Genomic DNA, 15,521 nt, shown 5'->3' with positions numbered 1-15,521 from the left:
ATCCATTGTAGCCCTTCACGAGATTTTGCGATGACCACCCCAGAAAACCCGATCCCGGCCACCGAATACCGCGGCCTGCCCGCCGGCCGCATGCCGGAACTGCGCATGATGCCGGCGCCGTCCGATGCCAACGTCTACGGCGACGTGTTCGGCGGCTGGATCATGTCCCAGGTGGACATCGCCGGCTCGCTGCCGGCCACGCGCCGCGCCAACGGCCGCGTCGCCACCATCTCCGTCAACTCCTTCGTGTTCAAGAACCCCGTGTTCGTGGGCGACCTGCTGTCGTTTTACGCCGACATCGTCAAGGTCGGCAACACCTCGATCACCGTCAACGTGGAAGTGTACGCCGAGCGCAATCGGCTGCAGGCGTGCACCGTCAAGGTGACGGAAGCCACGCTGACCTATGTGGCCACCGATTCGGACCGCAAGCCGCGCAAGGTGCCGCCGCTCGAAACCCTGCTGGCATAAGGCCCGCCGGCGCATGGAAACAACGCGCCGCGACTTCCTCGCCCACACCGCGCGCCTGACGGCGCTGGCCGCCGCCGGCGCCATGTCGCCCGGCCGCGCCGCCAACGGCCGGCCCGGCGCAGCCTATCCGTTCACGCTGGGCGTGGCTTCCGGCTCGCCGTTGCCGGACGCGGTGGTGATCTGGACCCGCATCCTGTTCGATCCCCTGAACGCGGCCGCCATGCCGCCGCTGGCCTATGCCGTGCGCTGGGAAATGGCGGAGGATGAAGGCTTCCGCCGCGTCGTCGCGGGCGGCACGGCCAGCGCGCCGCCCGCGCTGGCGCACAGCGTGCATGTGGACGTGACGGGCCTGGCGCCGGACCGCTGGTACTGGTACCGTTTCCTGCTGGGTGACGCCGTCAGCCCCGTGGGCCGCACCCGCACGGCGCCCGCGCCCAACACCATGCCGGGTCAGCTCAAGCTGGCCGTGGCGTCCTGCCAGCACTGGGAATTCGGCAGCTACGCGGCGCACCGTCACATCGCCGCCGCAGCGCCGGACCTGGTGGCCTTCCTGGGCGACTACATCTACGAGTGGGGACCGTACCAGCTGCACCATCCGCTGACGGCCATGCGCACCGCCGAGAGCTTCACGCTGGCCGAGTACCGCGCCCGCTACGCCCAGTACAAGACCGATCCCGACCTGCAGGCGGCGCATGTGGCCGCGCCGTGGATCGTCACCTGGGACGACCATGAGGTGGCCAACGATTACGCCAACGACCATGACGAGCGCCTCGATCCCCGTTTCGCCGAACGGCGCGCAGCCGCCTACCAGGCCTTCTATGAGCACATGCCGTTGCGGATACCGGCGCCAGCGGCCACGGCGCCCGGCGGCTTCGGCGACCTGCGCATGTACCAGCGCTACGACTGGGGGCGGCTGGCCCGCTTCCACGTGCTCGACGACCGCCAGTACCGCGCCTATCCGGCCTGTTTGCCGCCGGGCCGGGGCGGCTCCAGCTCCGTCTACCTGCGCGACTGTCCTGCGCTGCGCGATCCCTCCCGCACCATGCTGGGCGCGCAGCAGCAGGCCTGGCTGGAGCAGGGTTTGCAATCGTCGCGCGCACGCTGGAACATCCTGGCGCAGCAAACGCTGATGGCGCAGAACAGCCAGGTGCCGCTGCGCACCGAGCAGGACGGCCGCTTCTGGACGGATGGCTGGGATGGTTATCCGATGGCGCGCCAGCGCCTATACGACGCGCTGCGCGCCAGCCATGCGGCCAATCCGCTGGTGCTGTCGGGCGACGTGCACAGCTTCTTCGCCGCCGAACTGCGGCGCTATCCACTGCGGCCCGTGTCGGCCGCCAACCCGGTGCTGGCGACGGAATTCTGCGGCGGCTCCGTCACCTCGCCCTCGCGCCCGCAGGCGCGCACGGCGCAGTACGTGGCCATGAATCCGGAACTGAAGTTCGGCCGCAGCGACCTGCGCGGCTATATGCTGCTCACACTCACGCCGGATGATTGCGTGGCGCTGTTCCAGGCGCTGGACGATGTGCACGATCCCAGCTCCGGCGTGACCACGCTGGCCCGCTTCCGGGTTGCAAACGGCAAGCCGGGACTGGGCTTGCATCGCTAGCGAGGCGGCCTATACTGGGTTAAGCAATCTCCCAGGAGGCCAGCCATGTTGAAGGTGAACGAAGATGAAGTCGCGCAGGAATTCGACACCTGGCTGCAGCGCGCCTTGACGCAACCGCTGGTGATCGAACCGGCCGGCGGCGAGGCGGTGGTCATGCTGTCGCTGGCGGAATTCGAGCGGCTGCGGGAAGCGGAGGACGAACACTGGGCCGCCTGCGCCCGCCGCGCCAACACGGAAGGTTATCTCGACCATGAGCACGAAGTGCGCCAGCGTCTGGCCGAAGACATGCGCGCCCGCTGCCTGAGCCGCATCAAGGAAAGCAGCGGCGCCTGAGCCGGCGTGCGCAAAAAAAATCGCCCGGCTAAGCGGGCGATTTTCTCTGGCGCGAGTTGGCGAAACTGTGTTACCTCCCCAATGTCGCGTCCCCTGTTTCGAACCGGCGCGCGTCAGGCCGCCTGCTTCTCGTCGCGCAGTTGGCGGCGCAGGATCTTGCCCACGTTGGTCTTCGGCAGCTCATCGCGGAACTCGATGTATTTCGGCTTCTTGTAGGCTGTCAGTTCGTGCTTGCAGTAGTCTTGCAGCTGGTCGGCCGTCAGGTTCGGGTCCTTGCGCACGACGAACAGTTTCACGGCTTCGCCCGAGTTCTTGTCCGGCACGCCGATGCACGCCACTTCCAGCACGCCTGGGTGAGCCGCCACCACGCCTTCGATCTCGTTCGGGTACACGTTAAAGCCCGACACCAGGATCATGTCCTTCTTGCGGTCCACGATGCGGGTATAGCCGCGCTCGTCCATGATGCCCACGTCGCCCGTCTTGAAGAAGCCGTCCGCCGTCATCGACTTGGCCGTCTCATCGTCACGCTGCCAGTAGCCGGCCATCACCTGCGGGCCGCGGATGGCGATCTCGCCAGGCTGGCCGAACGGCAGCGGATGGCCATCGTCGTCCAGGATCTGGATTTCCGTCGATGGAATCGGCAGGCCGATGGTACCCGTGAATTCCTTGATGTCGACCCGGTTGGCCGTGGCCACGGGCGAGGTTTCCGACATGCCGTAACCTTCGATGATGGGGGTGCCCGTCAGCTTGAGCCAGCGGTCGGCCACGGCTTGTTGCACGGCCATGCCGCCGCCGTTGCAGATCTTGTAGGACGCGAAGTCCAGCTTGGCGAACTCGGCGTTGTTGAGCAGCGCGTTGTACAGCGTGTTCACGGCCGGGAAGACGCTGACCTTGTACTTGGCCAGTTCCTTGACGAAGCCGGGAATGTCGCGCGGATTGGGGATCAGCAAATTCATGCCGCCCAAACGCATGCCCATGAAGCCGCTGATGGTCAGCGAGTAGATGTGGTACAGCGGCAGCGCGCACACGAACACCAGCTGCTCCTTCTGGGGCGGCAGTTGCAGCCAAGCTTCGTTCTGCAGCACGTTGGCCACCACGTTACGGTGCAGCAGCACGGCGCCCTTGGACACGCCCGTGGTGCCGCCCGTGTATTGCAGGAAGGCGATGTCGTCGTGGCCCTGCTTGACGGGCTTGAGCGTCAGGCGCGCGCCCTCGGCCAGCACTTGCTTGAACGAGATGGCTTTCGGCAGCGCATACGCCGGCACCATTTTCTTGACCTTGCGCACCACGAAATTGACCAGCATGCCTTTCAGGCCGCCCAGCAGGTCACCCATGCTGCCCACGATCACATGCTTGACCTTGGTCTTGTCCACCACCTGTTGCACCGTGGTGGCGAAGTTTTCCAGCACGATGATGGCTTCCGCGCCCGAATCGTTCAGCTGATGCTGCAGTTCGCGCGGCGTGTACAGCGGGTTGACGTTGACCACCGTGTAGCCGGCGCGCAGGATGGCGGCCATGGCCACTGGATATTGCAGCACGTTCGGCAGCATGATGGCCACGCGCGCGCCCTGCTTCAAGCCTTTGCTCTGCAGCCAGGCGCCCATGCGGGCCGACAGACGGTCCAGCTCGCCGTAGGTGAGGAACTTGTCCATGCAAACGTAGGCGTTGCGATCGGAGAACTTGCGGAACGCCTCCTCCATGATGTGGGTCACCGAGCGGTATTGCGTGATATCGATTTCCGCCGGCACGCCTTCGGGGTAGGACTTCAGCCAAATCTTTTCCATCTATTGCCTCATTATCAGGTTGACGGCGCGTATCGCTCGGCGCCAGGTTCGTTTGCCATGGTTTTAAAAACAAAGGCCGGCAAGCCACCACGCTCGCCGGCCGGGTATGCGTTACTGCTACGCGGCCTGCTTGACGGCCGCCTGCGGCTCGTCGCGCAGCGCGCGCCGCAAGATCTTGCCGACGTTGGTCTTCGGCAGTTCGGTGCGGAATTCGATGTATTTCGGCTTCTTGTAGCCCGTGAACTGCTCCTTGCAATAGGCCATCAACTGGTCCACGGTCAGGTTCGGGTCCTTGCGCACCACGAACACTTTGACGGCTTCGCCCGAATGGTCGTCCGGCACGCCGACGCAGGCGCATTCCAGCACGCCCGGGTGGGCCGCGATCACGCCTTCCAGTTCGTTCGGGTACACATTGAAGCCCGACACCAAAATCATGTCCTTCTTGCGGTCGACGATCTTCACGTAGCCACGCTCGTCCATCACACCCACGTCGCCGGTCTTGAAGTAGCCGTCGGGCGTCATCACCTTGGCCGTCTCGTCCGGACGGTTCCAATAGCCCGCCATCACTTGCGGGCCGCGGATGGCGATCTCGCCTGGCTGGCCCAGCGGCACCGGCTGGCCATCGTCATCCAGGATGAGCACTTCAGTGGATGACACGGGCAAGCCGATGGTGCCGGAAAACTCGGTGCTGTTGGCCGGGTTGCTGGTGGCCAGCGGCGACGTTTCCGACAAGCCGTAAGCTTCCACGATGGACTTGCCGGTGGCCTGGCGCCATTTCTCGTTGACGGCTTGCTGCACCGCCATGCCGCCGCCATTGGCGACCTTGAGCGCGGAAAAATCGAGCGAGGCGAATTGTGGATGATTGACCAGCGCGTTGTACAGCGTATTCACGGCCGGCAGCACGTTGATCTTGTATTTGCTCAATTCCTTGATGAAGCCGGGAATGTCGCGTGGATTGGGGATCAGCAGGTTGAGCGCGCCAGCGCGCGCGCCCCACAGCGCGCAAGCCGTCAGCGCGAAGATGTGGTACAGCGGCAAGGCGCACACCACCGTCAACGCTTCCGGCGCGTTGCCGATGGCCGGCGCCGACCACGCTTCCACCTGCAGCAAATTGGCCACCAGGTTGCGGTGCGTCAGCGTGGCGCCCTTGGACACACCAGTGGTGCCGCCCGTGTATTGCAGGAACGCCACGTCGGACGGTTGCAGTTCCACTGGCGTCAGCTTCATGCGGCCGCCCTGCGACAGCGCGTCCTTGAACCGTACCGCGTTGGGCAGCGAGAACGGCGGCACCATCTTCTTGACGTTGCGCACCACAAAATTGACCAGCATGCCTTTCAGGCCGCCCAGCATTTCACCCATGCTGGCCACGAGGATATGCTTGATGGGCGTCTTGCCCAGCACCTGCTCCAGCGTATTGGCGAAGTTTTCCAGCACGATAATGGCTTCGCTGCCCGAATCCTTGAGCTGGTGTTCCAGTTCACGGGGCGTGTACAGCGGATTGACGTTGACCACGGTATAGCCGGCGCGCAGGATGGCGGCCACGGCGATCGGGTATTGCAGCACGTTGGGCAGCATGATGGCCACGCGCGCGCCCGGCTTCATGCCCCGGCTTTGCAGCCAGGCACCCAGGCGCTTGGACAGGGCATCGAGTTCGGCGTAGGTCAGGAATTTGTCCATGCAGACGTAGGCGTTGCGGTCTGCATACTTGCGAAACGATTCTTCCAGCAGTTGCACCAAAGAACGATATTGACTAGGATCAATATCGGTCGGTACACCGGGGGGATACGACTTCAACCAGATTTTCTCCATCCTGTGCCTCTTGTCTCGATATTATCGTTATAGGAACCGGCGCACAGGGCCGGGAAGCAGGGTCAGGCGCTCCCCCGGCGCGCGAACGCCGTGAAAGTACTTGAGCCGATGCTATATAAACGAACGCTCGTGCGCAAGCGCTTTCACGCCGATTGGAGCGTGCCTTCTAAGCGCACGCAAGCGTATCATTTTGGCAACGTCGGTGCTGCGACGCAGCATCAGTGCACCGCCTCGGGCACCGGCGCCGGTGTGGGGCCGTTGCCCGCATTCAGCATGGCTGGGCGTCCCAGCCACTGCAAACGTTGCTGGCGTTGCGCCAGCGCCATGTTGGCCAGCGATTGCACTGCAGCATAAAAACGCGGGAAGTTCTTTTCCTGCGCCAGCAGGGCACGGAATCCCGGCAAATCCTCCTGGTAGGTGGCCACGGCGCTCAGGTGGGCGTTGTTGAGCGGTTCCGCGAACCAGCGGTCATAACCGGCGTAACCGCCCCAGCTTTCCTTGAGTTTCAGGTAATCGGCCTTGAGCGCGGCGAAGATGCGGGCCTTCTCCTCCCGCTTGTGGTGGGTGCTGGCGTGGCGCGCGTAGTTGGCGGCCAGCGCCGCGCGGTGGCGCACCAGCAAGGCCAGGAATTCCTCGCGCCGCGCATGGTAGCGCGCATAGCCTTCACGCATGGCGTCGTTGCCGTACAGGTCCAGCCACAGTTGCACGCCCGCCTCCTCCACCGTCGTGGCGAAGCCTTCGTTGAACTGGCTGTCGCCCTGCACGTAGACCACCTGGTGGGCCAGCTCGTGGAAGATCATGCGGGCCAGTTCCGCATCGGAATAGTTGATGAAGGTCGACAGCAGCGGATCGCTGAACCAGCCCAGCGTGGAATAGGCGGGCACGCCGCCCACCTGCACGTCATCGCCCTCGGCCCGCAGCTCGGCGGCGTAGGCCAGCGCATCTTCCTTGCTGTAATAACCGCGGTAGCTGACGCAGCCGGCGATGGGAAAACACCACTTGATGGGCCGCAGCGACAGTTCCGGCGTGGCCACCACGTTCCACAGCACGAAGGGGCGCGACAGGGCGGCGTAGTTCTTGTAGCTGGCGTTGTCGGGCAGGCCCAGGTGGTGCACGGCGAAGCGCCGTATGCGCAGCGCTTTCTCCAGCCTGGCCTTGAGTTGGGGATCGGTGCTGGGATCGCCCAGCCAGTCTTCAATCGGCCGGGCGTCCGACCACAGCGCATACTGGCCTTGGGCGGCCTGCATGTAGTACTTGAACTGGGCGCAACCGGCCAGCATGAGCGCAAGCCCGCTCCCCACCAGCCAATACCTGGCGCGGAACAAGACATTGCGAAACTGGCCCATGGCTCACCTTCATGCGGCAACTCTTTCGACTTGTACCAGTGTATCGTAAAACGTGGGGGCACGGCCCATGTCGGTCAAGGCCTGGCTCGTCACTTCGTTGGCGTTCTTGCCGTCGCTGGCCAGCTTCTTCCACCACACGGACAGGCCCACCACCAGCCCCGGCCGCGCCTTGGCCGTCATGCGCGCCTTGGCCACGAAGGAACCGCGGTCGTTGTAAATGCGCACCATGTCGCCGTCGGCGATGCCGCGCGCGGCGCAATCGTCCGGGTGGATGTCCAGGTGGGGCTCGCCTTCGGCCGCCCGCAGGCTCTTGATGTTGACGAAGGTGGAATTGAGGAAGTTGCGGGCCGGCGGCGAAATCATGGCCAGCGGATAACGCTGCGCCAGTTCCGGGTTGCTGCCCGGCGATTCATAGGGCGCGTTGTAGGACGGCAGCGGGTCGAGGCCATCCTCGGCCATCTTGGCCGAATACAGCTCGCACTTGCCGGACGGCGTGGGGAAGTTGCCCTCGGCGAACGGTGCGTCCGGCATGGCCAGCTTTTGCCAGCCCTTGCGCTTGAGCGATTCCCAGTCGAAGTGGATGGCGCGCGCGTCGTCGCGCCGGAACGCCTGGGCCGCCAGTTGGTCGTCGCTTTCCTGGAAGCAGGGATCGTCGAAGCCCATGCGGGCCGCCAGCAGCCGGAAGATCTCCGTATTAGGCTTCGCTTCCCCCATGGGCGCGATGGCCGCGTTGTTGGCCATCATGTACAGGTGGCCGTACGCCGTGTGGGCATCCACGTGTTCCAGCTGGGTGGTGGCGGGCAGCACGATGTCGGCGTAGTCGACCGTGTCGGTCTGAAAATGTTCCAATACGACGGTGAACAAGTCCTCGCGCGCGAAGCCGGCCGCCACCTTGGACGAATCGGGCGCGATGGCCACCGGGTTGGCGTTGTAGACGATCACGGCCTCGACCTGGGGGCCAAACTGCTCCGACGTGGGCCGCAGCAAGTCGTCGCCGATGGTGGTCATGTTGATGGTGCGCGGCGCGTTCGGCAGCAGGTCGGGCCGCTGTAAGGCCGGCTTGTTGGTGGGGAAGGCGCCGGACGCGGACAACTGCACGCCGCCGGCCGCTAGTCGCCACGCGCCCACCAGCGCCGGCAGGCAGGCGATGTTGCGTACCGACATGCCGCCGCCGCGTACCCGCTGCACGCCGTAGTTGAGGCGGATCGCCACCGGCTCGCCGGCCTTGGCCATCTGGCCGTACACGCGGGCCAGTTCCACCACTTCGTCCACGGTGATGCCGCAGGTGGCGGCCACGCGTTCGGGCGTCCATTCAGCCGCGCGCTGCTTCAGTTCCTCAAAGCCCAGCGTGTAGCGGGCCACGTAATCGTGATCGAGCAAGTCTTCCTTGATCAGCACATGCATCATGCCCAAGGCCAGCGCCGCATCCGTGCCCGGCATCAGGGCGATGTGCTGATGGCATTTTTCCGCCGTCAGCGAGCGGTAGGGGTCGATGGCGATCAGTTTGGCGCCGCGCCGCTTGGCTTCCTGGGCCCGGGTCCAGAAGTGCAGGTTGGACGCGATGGGGTTGCCGCCCCAGATCAGGATCAGCTTGGCGTTCTGGAATTGTTCCAGGTCGGTGCCGATGGTGGCGCCCATCGTGTACTTGTAACCGGTGGCGCCGGCCGAAGCGCAGATGGTGCGGTCCAGCAGCGACGCGCCCAACTGGTGGAAGAAACGGGCCGACATGGAATCGCCCTGCACCAGGCCCATGGTGCCGCAATAGCTGTACGGCAGGATGGCTTGCGGCGCGCGCGCGGCGATCTCCTTGAGGCGGGCGGCGATGGTGTCCAGTGCCTCGTCCCAGCTGATGCGCTCGAACTTGCCCTCGCCCTTCTTGCCCACCCGGCGCAGCGGATGCAGCAGGCGTTCGGGGTGGTAGGTGCGTTCCGGGTAGCGCGACACCTTGGTGCACAGCACGCCGGCCGTGGGGGGATGGTCGGGATCGCCCTTGACCTCGGTGGCCACCCCGTCTTCCACCGTGACCAGCAGGGCACAAGTGTCGGGGCAGTCATGCGGGCAGGCGGCGCGGACGTAGGTGGTGGTCATGTCGGGTTCCAAAAAGCGTACACTGAAACCGCTATCGTAAACGATTCCGGGCTCAGGCATCTGCCGCTGGCTTCGCGCTGGATTTCCTGGAAGTCGTTTCAAACAGCCCATGGCAGCGTTGCCGCGCCTTGCCGTGCACGCGCACTGCCTGCGTCGCCACGCCTCGCCATGGTCATTTTGAAACAACTTCTTACAAGGGCTACAATGCCTGATCTCGTAGGCGGCCTCGGCAGTCTGCGGAACCCAACACGGAGACACAGATGAAACTAGTTGAACCCATCATGGCGTTTCAATCCGAATTGCAGCAGATCCGGCGCGACCTGCACGCCCATCCCGAGCTGTGCTATGAAGAACGGCGCACCTCCGACGTGGTGGCGGCCAAGCTGACGGAATGGGGCATCCCCATCCTGCGCGGCATGGGCCAGACCGGCGTGGTGGGCATCATCAAGCACGGTACCTCCCCGCGCGCGGTGGGCTTGCGGGCCGACATGGACGCGCTGCCCATGCAGGAGATCAACACCTTCGCCCACGCCTCGCGCCACCCCGGCAAGATGCACGCCTGCGGCCACGACGGCCACGTGGCCATGCTGCTGGGCGCGGCCCACCACCTGGCCCGCCACCGCGACTTCGACGGCACCGTCTACCTGATCTTCCAGCCGGCCGAGGAAGGCGGCGCCGGCGCGCGCAGCATGATCGCCGACGGCCTGTTCGAGCAATGCCCGATGGACGCCATCTACGGCATGCACAACTGGCCCGGCGCGGCCACCGGCACGCTGAGCGTGACGGCAGGGCCGATGATGGCATCGAGTAATGAATTCCACGTCACCATCAAGGGCAAGGGTGCACACGCGGCCCAGCCCCACAACGGCATCGACCCCGTGATGGTGGCGGTGCAGATCGCGCAAAGCTGGCAGACCATCATCACGCGCGAGAAGAGCCCGCTCGATACGGCCGTGCTGTCGATCACCCAGATCCACGCCGGCAGCGCCACCAACGTGATTCCGGACGAAGCGAAGATGGTGGGCACGGTGCGGACCTTCACCACGCCGGTGCTGGACTTACTGGAAAAGCGTATGGGCGAGATCGCCCGCCACACGGCCGCCGCGTTCGGCGCCGAGGTGGATTTCGAGTTCAAGCGCAACTATCCGCCGCTGGTCAACCACGCGCGCGAAACCCAGTTCGCGCTGCAAGTGATGAAGGACGTGGCCGGGGCCGACAACGTCAATCCCAACGTGGAACCGACCATGGGTGCGGAGGACTTCGCGTTCTTCCTGCAGGCCAAGCCGGGTTGCTACATCTTCATCGGCAATGGCGAAGGCGGCCACCGCGATGGCGGCCACGGCCTGGGCCCCTGCGTGCTGCACAACGCCAGCTACGACTTCAACGACGACCTGCTGCCGATCGGCGCCAGCTACTGGGTCCGCCTGGCGGAAATGAGCTTGCCGCTGGCGAAGTAAGGAAGCGGGCAAAACCGAAGCTGGTCAAACCTAGGCCAGCTTGTCCGGCGCCGTGCCCACGCGCTGGCCCGGATTCAGCCGTTCCAGTGCCAGCAGGGCGGCCGAATGGTCGGCCTGCGGGTAGAGCGCCTCGATCGTCTCATAGCGTTGCGTCACCAGTGCCGTGACGGGCAAGGTGACGCCCGCCGCCGCTGCGGCCGCCAGGATGTTGCGCTGGTCCTTGATCTGCGTCTTGACCTGGCCACCGGCGACGAAATTACGCTCCAGCATGCGCTGGCCATGCACCTCCAAAATCTTGCTCTCCGCGAAACCGCCACGGATGGCCGTACGCACGGCGGCCGGATCGGCGCCGGCCGCCTGGGCCAGCAGCATGGCTTCGGCCACGATGTTGAGCGTGGCCCCCACGATCAGTTGATTGCACAGCTTGGACACCTGGCCGCTGCCGGCCGGCCCCACCAGTGTGGGCCGGCCCATGGCCGCCAGCACCGCTTCGGCCTGGGCGAAATCCTGAGCGCTGCCGCCTGCCATGATGGCCAGCGTGCCAGCCTGGGCACCGCCCACGCCGCCGGACACGGGCGCATCGATGAAGCGCCGGCCCTGGGCTGTCAGCAAGGCATGGAATTGCTGCGCCTCCGACTGGCGGGTCGAACTCATGTCTATCCACAGCGCGTTGGGCGCCAAAGCAGGCAGCGCCGTCTCCAGTACCAGGGCCACGGTGGGGCCCGCCTCCAGCATGGAGATGACGAGGTCGGCATCGCGCACGGCCTCATCGAGCTGTGCCACGGCCATGGCGCCCGCCGCCGCCAGGGCTTGCGCCTTGCTGTGGGTGCGGTTCCAGACTTTGACGGTATAGCCAGAATTCAACAGCCGGCGTACCATCGGGTCTCCCATCAAGCCGATGCCAAGAAAGGTGATGCGCATGGGAATACTTACTCCTGAAAAGGTCGATATTGCTATCAATTTAAGAAAATTTTCACACTAAAACATTTTGCTGGAACCCCGGTACAATCAGGTCAGCCGTATCCACTGAGAGATACAGCTTTTTAATTGTTAGGATACTATGTTCGCTAAAAAGTTGATTGCGGCAGCCGCCGCGTTGTTAGCCGTGCAGGCGGCACAGGCAGCAGATGGTAGTGTGATCGATTCCGTTTCCGTTGACTATGGCAGTAGCGCCAAGGTTCATATGCTCCGCCTGGGAGTACAGAAGGACTGGAGCGCGCGCTGGTTCCAATCCAATGGCAGCCACCTGAGCGGCTATTGGGACGCCAGCTTCGGTTTCTGGCGCGAAACCCAGTACCAGAACGTGCCGGGCGCCCATGAAAGCCTGACCGACATCGGCTTCACCCCGGTGTTCCGCTGGGAGCACGACAACAAGAAAGGCATCTACTACGAGGGCGGCATCGGTGTGCACCGGCTGTCCGAGCTGTACAACAATGATACCTACCGCTTGTCCACGCTGTTCCAGTTTGGCGACCACATCGGCATCGGCTATGTGTTCGACAACAACTGGGAAGTGGGCGCCAAGATCCAGCACTTTTCCAACGGCGGTTACCGCAAGCCCAACACGGGCGTGAACTTCCTGGAATTGAAGGCGGCGTACCACTTCTAAGCGCTACGCCTGACACAAAAACCGCCATGTGGCCGTGCGACGATATTGAGCGTCGCCGGCACACATGGCGTTTTTTTTTTATGCGTTGGACTCGGCCACGATCTTCCACGCCTGGCCTTCCTTGGCCCAGTACTGTTTCTTGCGCACGGCATGGCGGTAGCGGCCCACCACCGTTTCCTGCGTGAAGTTGCTGACGATGATTTCTTCCTTGCTGGGCTGGCGGAAGAAGCTGGGGTCGCTGACGGTGACGCTGACCTTCTTGGCGCCCGGCAGGAATTGCTGCTTGGCCAGCCAGGCGTCGGTATCGTCGTCGGTGGCGGACTTGAAGTGGATCGAGTAATGTGAGCGCAGGCCCGCATCGTCGCGCCGCTCCACGTCGCGGCGCCAGCTTTCCACCAGGCCGCTGGCCAGCTTGAGATCATTTTCCATGACGGCCTTGCTGACGAACTCCACCTGGTCGCCGATCAGCACCGGCGTCTTGCCGATTTCCACCGTACGGGTCAGCTTGAACAGGTCGTCGTTGCTGACCACCACGCAGCCGTCCGTGGACAGCGGCGGCCGGCTGAACGTTTCCGGCGGCGTGCCGTGCACCCAGATGCCGGAACCGCCGCGGCCGTGGACCTTGTCCCAGTCGTTCGGATAATCGAGCGGCAAGGCGCCCTTGCCATACATGTCGGGCAGCTTCACCCCGGGCAGGCGGCCCACGATGTAATACACACCGATCGGTGTGCGCATGTCGCCTTCGCGCGATTTGTTGATGCCCAGCTTGCCCTGGCTGACATAGAAGTCCGACAGCAGACGCAGCTGGTCATTGCGGTTTTCGTACAGGTAGAGACGGGAATGCTTGGCGTCCACGATCAGGGCATGGCGCTGATCCTTGCGCATCTGCAGCAGCGCGCGCGGTACCAGGGCAGCGGACGGGCGACCAGGCAGGGCCTGGAAGCGCACGGCGGCCTCGCGCCGCAGGTCGGCCAGCCTGGCTTCGGCGCCGACTGGCACGGCCGCGCCCAGCATGGCCACGGGACGAGTGTGCATCAACAGCAAATCGCCACGCAGCAGGTGGCCAAGCCGGAAATTCGGATAAGCCTCGACCAGCGCGTCCGCCTTTTGTTGCGCAGCCCGCAGATTGTTTTCCGCCAGCTCACGGTAAATGTCAGACAACAGCTCTTCAGGGTCAGCCTTCTGGGCTGCCGGCGCATGGTGCGCCTTTGGCGGCTTTTTTGCGGCAAAGCTGCCCCCTCCCCCTAACATACTGAGGAGGAGGACACACAGCACACGACTTGTCCGCCAATCTTGCATAAATCTAAAGTGTGACATCAGCTACCCGAGGACTCCTGCTTGATCTGCCATTTTCCACCATTTTTGATCAGCACGAGCGTTTTCCGGCTACGAGCCGTCAATCGGTCGGATTCATACGTCTGCCGGAACGTCACTTTCGCCGTATTGCCATGGACATCGACTTCAGGCGTAGCAATCTCGACATGAATGCGGCCCTTGCCGGCGATGCGCGCACGGCGCTCGTCAGCCCAGGCCTTGCGCGACAAGCCCTTGGGCGGCTCAAACTCGTTGGCATAGTAACCCAGGTAGCCGTCCACGTTCTGCGACGACCATGCCTTGGCCCAGCCATGCACCTGCTTCAACACGGCATCGTTCTCGCTGTTGTCCGGTTTGGCCGGTTCAGCCTTGGCGGCCGCCTTCGGCGTTTCCACCTTCGCCAACACGGGCGCGGGAGCTGGCTTGGCCGGCTCGACCTTCACAGGAGCGGGTGCGGGCTTAACTGGTTCCACCTTGGCGGGTGCAGGAGCGGGAGCGGGCATCGGCTTGGCGGGTTCAACTTTAGCCAACACCACGGGCGCCGCGGGTTTGGCTGGCACGGGTGCCGGAACCGGCATCGGCGCTGGCTTGGGCGGTTCGACCTTGGCCAGGACTGGTGCGGGCATTGGCGTTGGCGCCGGCGCCGGCGCTGGTTTGGCTGCCACGGCCGGCGGCGTCACCGACAGGGCGGGGATCCGCTGTGGCGGCATGGCCTTGGCCGTATTCGGCGACAACGGCGTAATCAATTGAACTGGCGCATTGGCTGCCGGACGCGCCGGCACAGACGCAGGCGCTGGCGCTGCGCCGGCTTGGGCTACTTGCGTCTCCGGCACGGTCACCTTGGCGCCGGTGCTGCTGGAGAACGTGCGCAGCAAAGTCAGCTTGGACTTGGCCGGCGCATTGTTCGCGCCGAGGGCCAGCGCCTTGTCGTAGGCCTGGCTGGCCATCTTGCCGTAGACGTCGCCCAGGTTCTCATAGGCCGTCATGTAGCTGGGATTGGTGCGGATGGCCTTTTCCAGCGCGATGCGCGCCTTGTCATACTGGCCGTTGGCTGCATACAGGACCGCCAGGTTGTTATAGGGTTCGGGCAGATCGCGGTAGTCTTCCGTCAGCTTGGTAAAGACGACAATGGCCTCTTCCGATTTGTTCTGCTCAGTCAGCAATACGCCTTTCATGAAGCGCATTTGCGGATCGGCAGGGTGCTTGGCCAGGAATTCGTTGGTCTTGACGAGTGCTTCGGTCACTTTGCCGGCACGCAGCAATTTGCTGACGTCAGCCACCTCATCGGCCCGCGACGGCGATGCCCACAACAGTGCAATCACACCGGAATACCCCAGCAACCGGGCAATGGTGCGACGCACGCTCGGGGTGGAAACCTTGTTGTTGCTACTAGTTGGAGCGGTCTTAATTTTCATTGAGGTCTAGAGCTAGCGCGAAAGGGGACATGGTACACCTTCTGTTTCCGCATATCAAAAGTAAGGATGGATACCCATGATTTTAGTAACGGATGCCCAACAAAGATAACAGATCAACCGTACAGACGAAAAAAAACCCCGCCAACACAAGAGTCGGCGGGGTTTTTCGGATAACTAGCTTGACGATAACCTACTTTCACACTGGTTGCAGCACTATCATCGGCGCAGAGTTGTTTCACGGTCCTGTTCGGGATGGGAAGGGGTGGGACCAACTTGCTATGGTCATCAA

12 protein-coding genes and 1 rRNA gene are annotated in these 15,521 nt (G+C 63.9%); 5 read left to right on the top strand and 8 right to left on the bottom strand.

The window, feature by feature from the left end:
* The first annotated feature begins 30 nt into the window (after positions 1-30).
* The 3 genes from H3H39_RS24320 to H3H39_RS24310 are packed head-to-tail and all read left to right on the top strand — an operon-like array spanning position 31 to position 2,410.
* Positions 31-468 (top strand): acyl-CoA thioesterase, encoded by a 438-nt coding sequence (locus tag H3H39_RS24320; protein WP_182156983.1) that lies wholly within the window; start codon positions 31-33, stop codon positions 466-468.
* 13 nt (positions 469-481) lie between these two features.
* On the top strand, positions 482-2,077 hold the full coding sequence (locus tag H3H39_RS24315) for an alkaline phosphatase D family protein (RefSeq protein ID WP_182156982.1): 1,596 nt from the start codon (positions 482-484) through the stop codon (positions 2,075-2,077).
* Positions 2,078-2,122: 45 nt separating this feature from the next.
* Positions 2,123-2,410 carry a hypothetical protein gene (locus H3H39_RS24310; RefSeq protein WP_182156981.1) on the top strand — a complete coding sequence of 96 codons (288 nt, stop codon included), beginning with the start codon at positions 2,123-2,125 and terminating at the stop codon, positions 2,408-2,410.
* A gap of 113 nt (positions 2,411-2,523) precedes the next feature.
* Here the strand turns inward: H3H39_RS24310 and H3H39_RS24305 are convergent, their stop codons facing one another.
* The 4 genes from H3H39_RS24305 to H3H39_RS24290 all read right to left on the bottom strand — a co-directional run bounded on the left by H3H39_RS24305 (position 2,524) and on the right by H3H39_RS24290 (position 9,437).
* Positions 2,524-4,194, bottom strand: coding sequence for a long-chain fatty acid--CoA ligase (locus H3H39_RS24305; RefSeq protein ID WP_182156980.1), 1,671 nt, complete (start codon positions 4,192-4,194; stop codon positions 2,524-2,526).
* Between the two features lie 117 nt (positions 4,195-4,311).
* Positions 4,312-6,003 (bottom strand): long-chain-fatty-acid--CoA ligase, encoded by a 1,692-nt coding sequence (locus H3H39_RS24300; protein WP_182156979.1) that lies wholly within the window; start codon positions 6,001-6,003, stop codon positions 4,312-4,314.
* Positions 6,004-6,221: 218 nt separating this feature from the next.
* Positions 6,222-7,349, bottom strand: a complete 1,128-nt coding sequence (locus H3H39_RS24295; RefSeq protein WP_375540457.1) for an aminopeptidase — start codon at positions 7,347-7,349, stop codon at positions 6,222-6,224.
* A 9-nt stretch (positions 7,350-7,358) separates the two neighbouring features.
* A complete protein-coding gene (locus H3H39_RS24290; protein WP_182156978.1) occupies positions 7,359-9,437 on the bottom strand; it encodes a molybdopterin-containing oxidoreductase family protein in 2,079 nt (692 codons plus the stop codon).
* 260 nt (positions 9,438-9,697) lie between these two features.
* Between H3H39_RS24290 and H3H39_RS24285 the strand changes: the two genes are divergently transcribed.
* Positions 9,698-10,894: a M20 aminoacylase family protein gene (locus tag H3H39_RS24285; protein WP_182156977.1), complete on the top strand. Its 1,197-nt coding sequence runs from the start codon at positions 9,698-9,700 to the stop codon at positions 10,892-10,894.
* A gap of 30 nt (positions 10,895-10,924) precedes the next feature.
* Here H3H39_RS24285 and H3H39_RS24280 read toward each other — a convergent pair whose 3' ends face one another.
* On the bottom strand, positions 10,925-11,815 hold the full coding sequence (locus tag H3H39_RS24280) for an NAD(P)-dependent oxidoreductase (RefSeq protein WP_182156976.1): 891 nt from the start codon (positions 11,813-11,815) through the stop codon (positions 10,925-10,927).
* Between the two features lie 262 nt (positions 11,816-12,077).
* Between H3H39_RS24280 and H3H39_RS24275 the strand changes: the two genes are divergently transcribed.
* The gene (locus H3H39_RS24275) at positions 12,078-12,503 is read left to right on the top strand and encodes an acyloxyacyl hydrolase (RefSeq protein WP_229218254.1); all 426 of its coding nucleotides are present in this window, start codon (positions 12,078-12,080) and stop codon (positions 12,501-12,503) included.
* 78 nt (positions 12,504-12,581) lie between these two features.
* On the opposite strand, the gene H3H39_RS24270 is transcribed toward H3H39_RS24275, so the two are convergent.
* The 3 genes from H3H39_RS24270 to rrf form a co-directional block, all read right to left on the bottom strand.
* The gene (locus tag H3H39_RS24270) at positions 12,582-13,664 is read right to left on the bottom strand and encodes a L,D-transpeptidase family protein (RefSeq protein WP_229218253.1); all 1,083 of its coding nucleotides are present in this window, start codon (positions 13,662-13,664) and stop codon (positions 12,582-12,584) included.
* A 155-nt stretch (positions 13,665-13,819) separates the two neighbouring features.
* On the bottom strand, positions 13,820-15,232 hold the full coding sequence (locus H3H39_RS24265; RefSeq protein WP_182156973.1) for a L,D-transpeptidase Cds6 family protein: 1,413 nt from the start codon (positions 15,230-15,232) through the stop codon (positions 13,820-13,822).
* Positions 15,233-15,409: 177 nt separating this feature from the next.
* Positions 15,410-15,521, bottom strand: a 5S ribosomal RNA gene (gene rrf / locus H3H39_RS24260).

It is taken from the genome of Rugamonas apoptosis (assembly GCF_014042355.1).
Lineage (GTDB): Bacteria > Pseudomonadota > Gammaproteobacteria > Burkholderiales > Burkholderiaceae_D > Rugamonas > Rugamonas apoptosis.
The sequence above is the reverse complement of the archived record's forward strand: the minus strand, read 5'-3'. Positions and strand labels throughout refer to the sequence as shown.

Coding starts and splice junctions, on each gene's coding strand:
- H3H39_RS24320 (WP_182156983.1), top strand. CDS start 31: ATGACCACCCCAGAAAACCCGATCCCGGCCACCGAATACCGCGGCCTG.
- H3H39_RS24315 (WP_182156982.1), top strand. CDS start 482: ATGGAAACAACGCGCCGCGACTTCCTCGCCCACACCGCGCGCCTGACG.
- H3H39_RS24310 (WP_182156981.1), top strand. CDS start 2,123: ATGTTGAAGGTGAACGAAGATGAAGTCGCGCAGGAATTCGACACCTGG.
- H3H39_RS24305 (WP_182156980.1), bottom strand. CDS start 4,194: ATGGAAAAGATTTGGCTGAAGTCCTACCCCGAAGGCGTGCCGGCGGAA.
- H3H39_RS24300 (WP_182156979.1), bottom strand. CDS start 6,003: ATGGAGAAAATCTGGTTGAAGTCGTATCCCCCCGGTGTACCGACCGAT.
- H3H39_RS24295 (WP_375540457.1), bottom strand. CDS start 7,349: ATGGGCCAGTTTCGCAATGTCTTGTTCCGCGCCAGGTATTGGCTGGTG.
- H3H39_RS24290 (WP_182156978.1), bottom strand. CDS start 9,437: ATGACCACCACCTACGTCCGCGCCGCCTGCCCGCATGACTGCCCCGAC.
- H3H39_RS24285 (WP_182156977.1), top strand. CDS start 9,698: ATGAAACTAGTTGAACCCATCATGGCGTTTCAATCCGAATTGCAGCAG.
- H3H39_RS24280 (WP_182156976.1), bottom strand. CDS start 11,815: ATGCGCATCACCTTTCTTGGCATCGGCTTGATGGGAGACCCGATGGTA.
- H3H39_RS24275 (WP_229218254.1), top strand. CDS start 12,078: ATGCTCCGCCTGGGAGTACAGAAGGACTGGAGCGCGCGCTGGTTCCAA.
- H3H39_RS24265 (WP_182156973.1), bottom strand. CDS start 15,232: ATGAAAATTAAGACCGCTCCAACTAGTAGCAACAACAAGGTTTCCACC.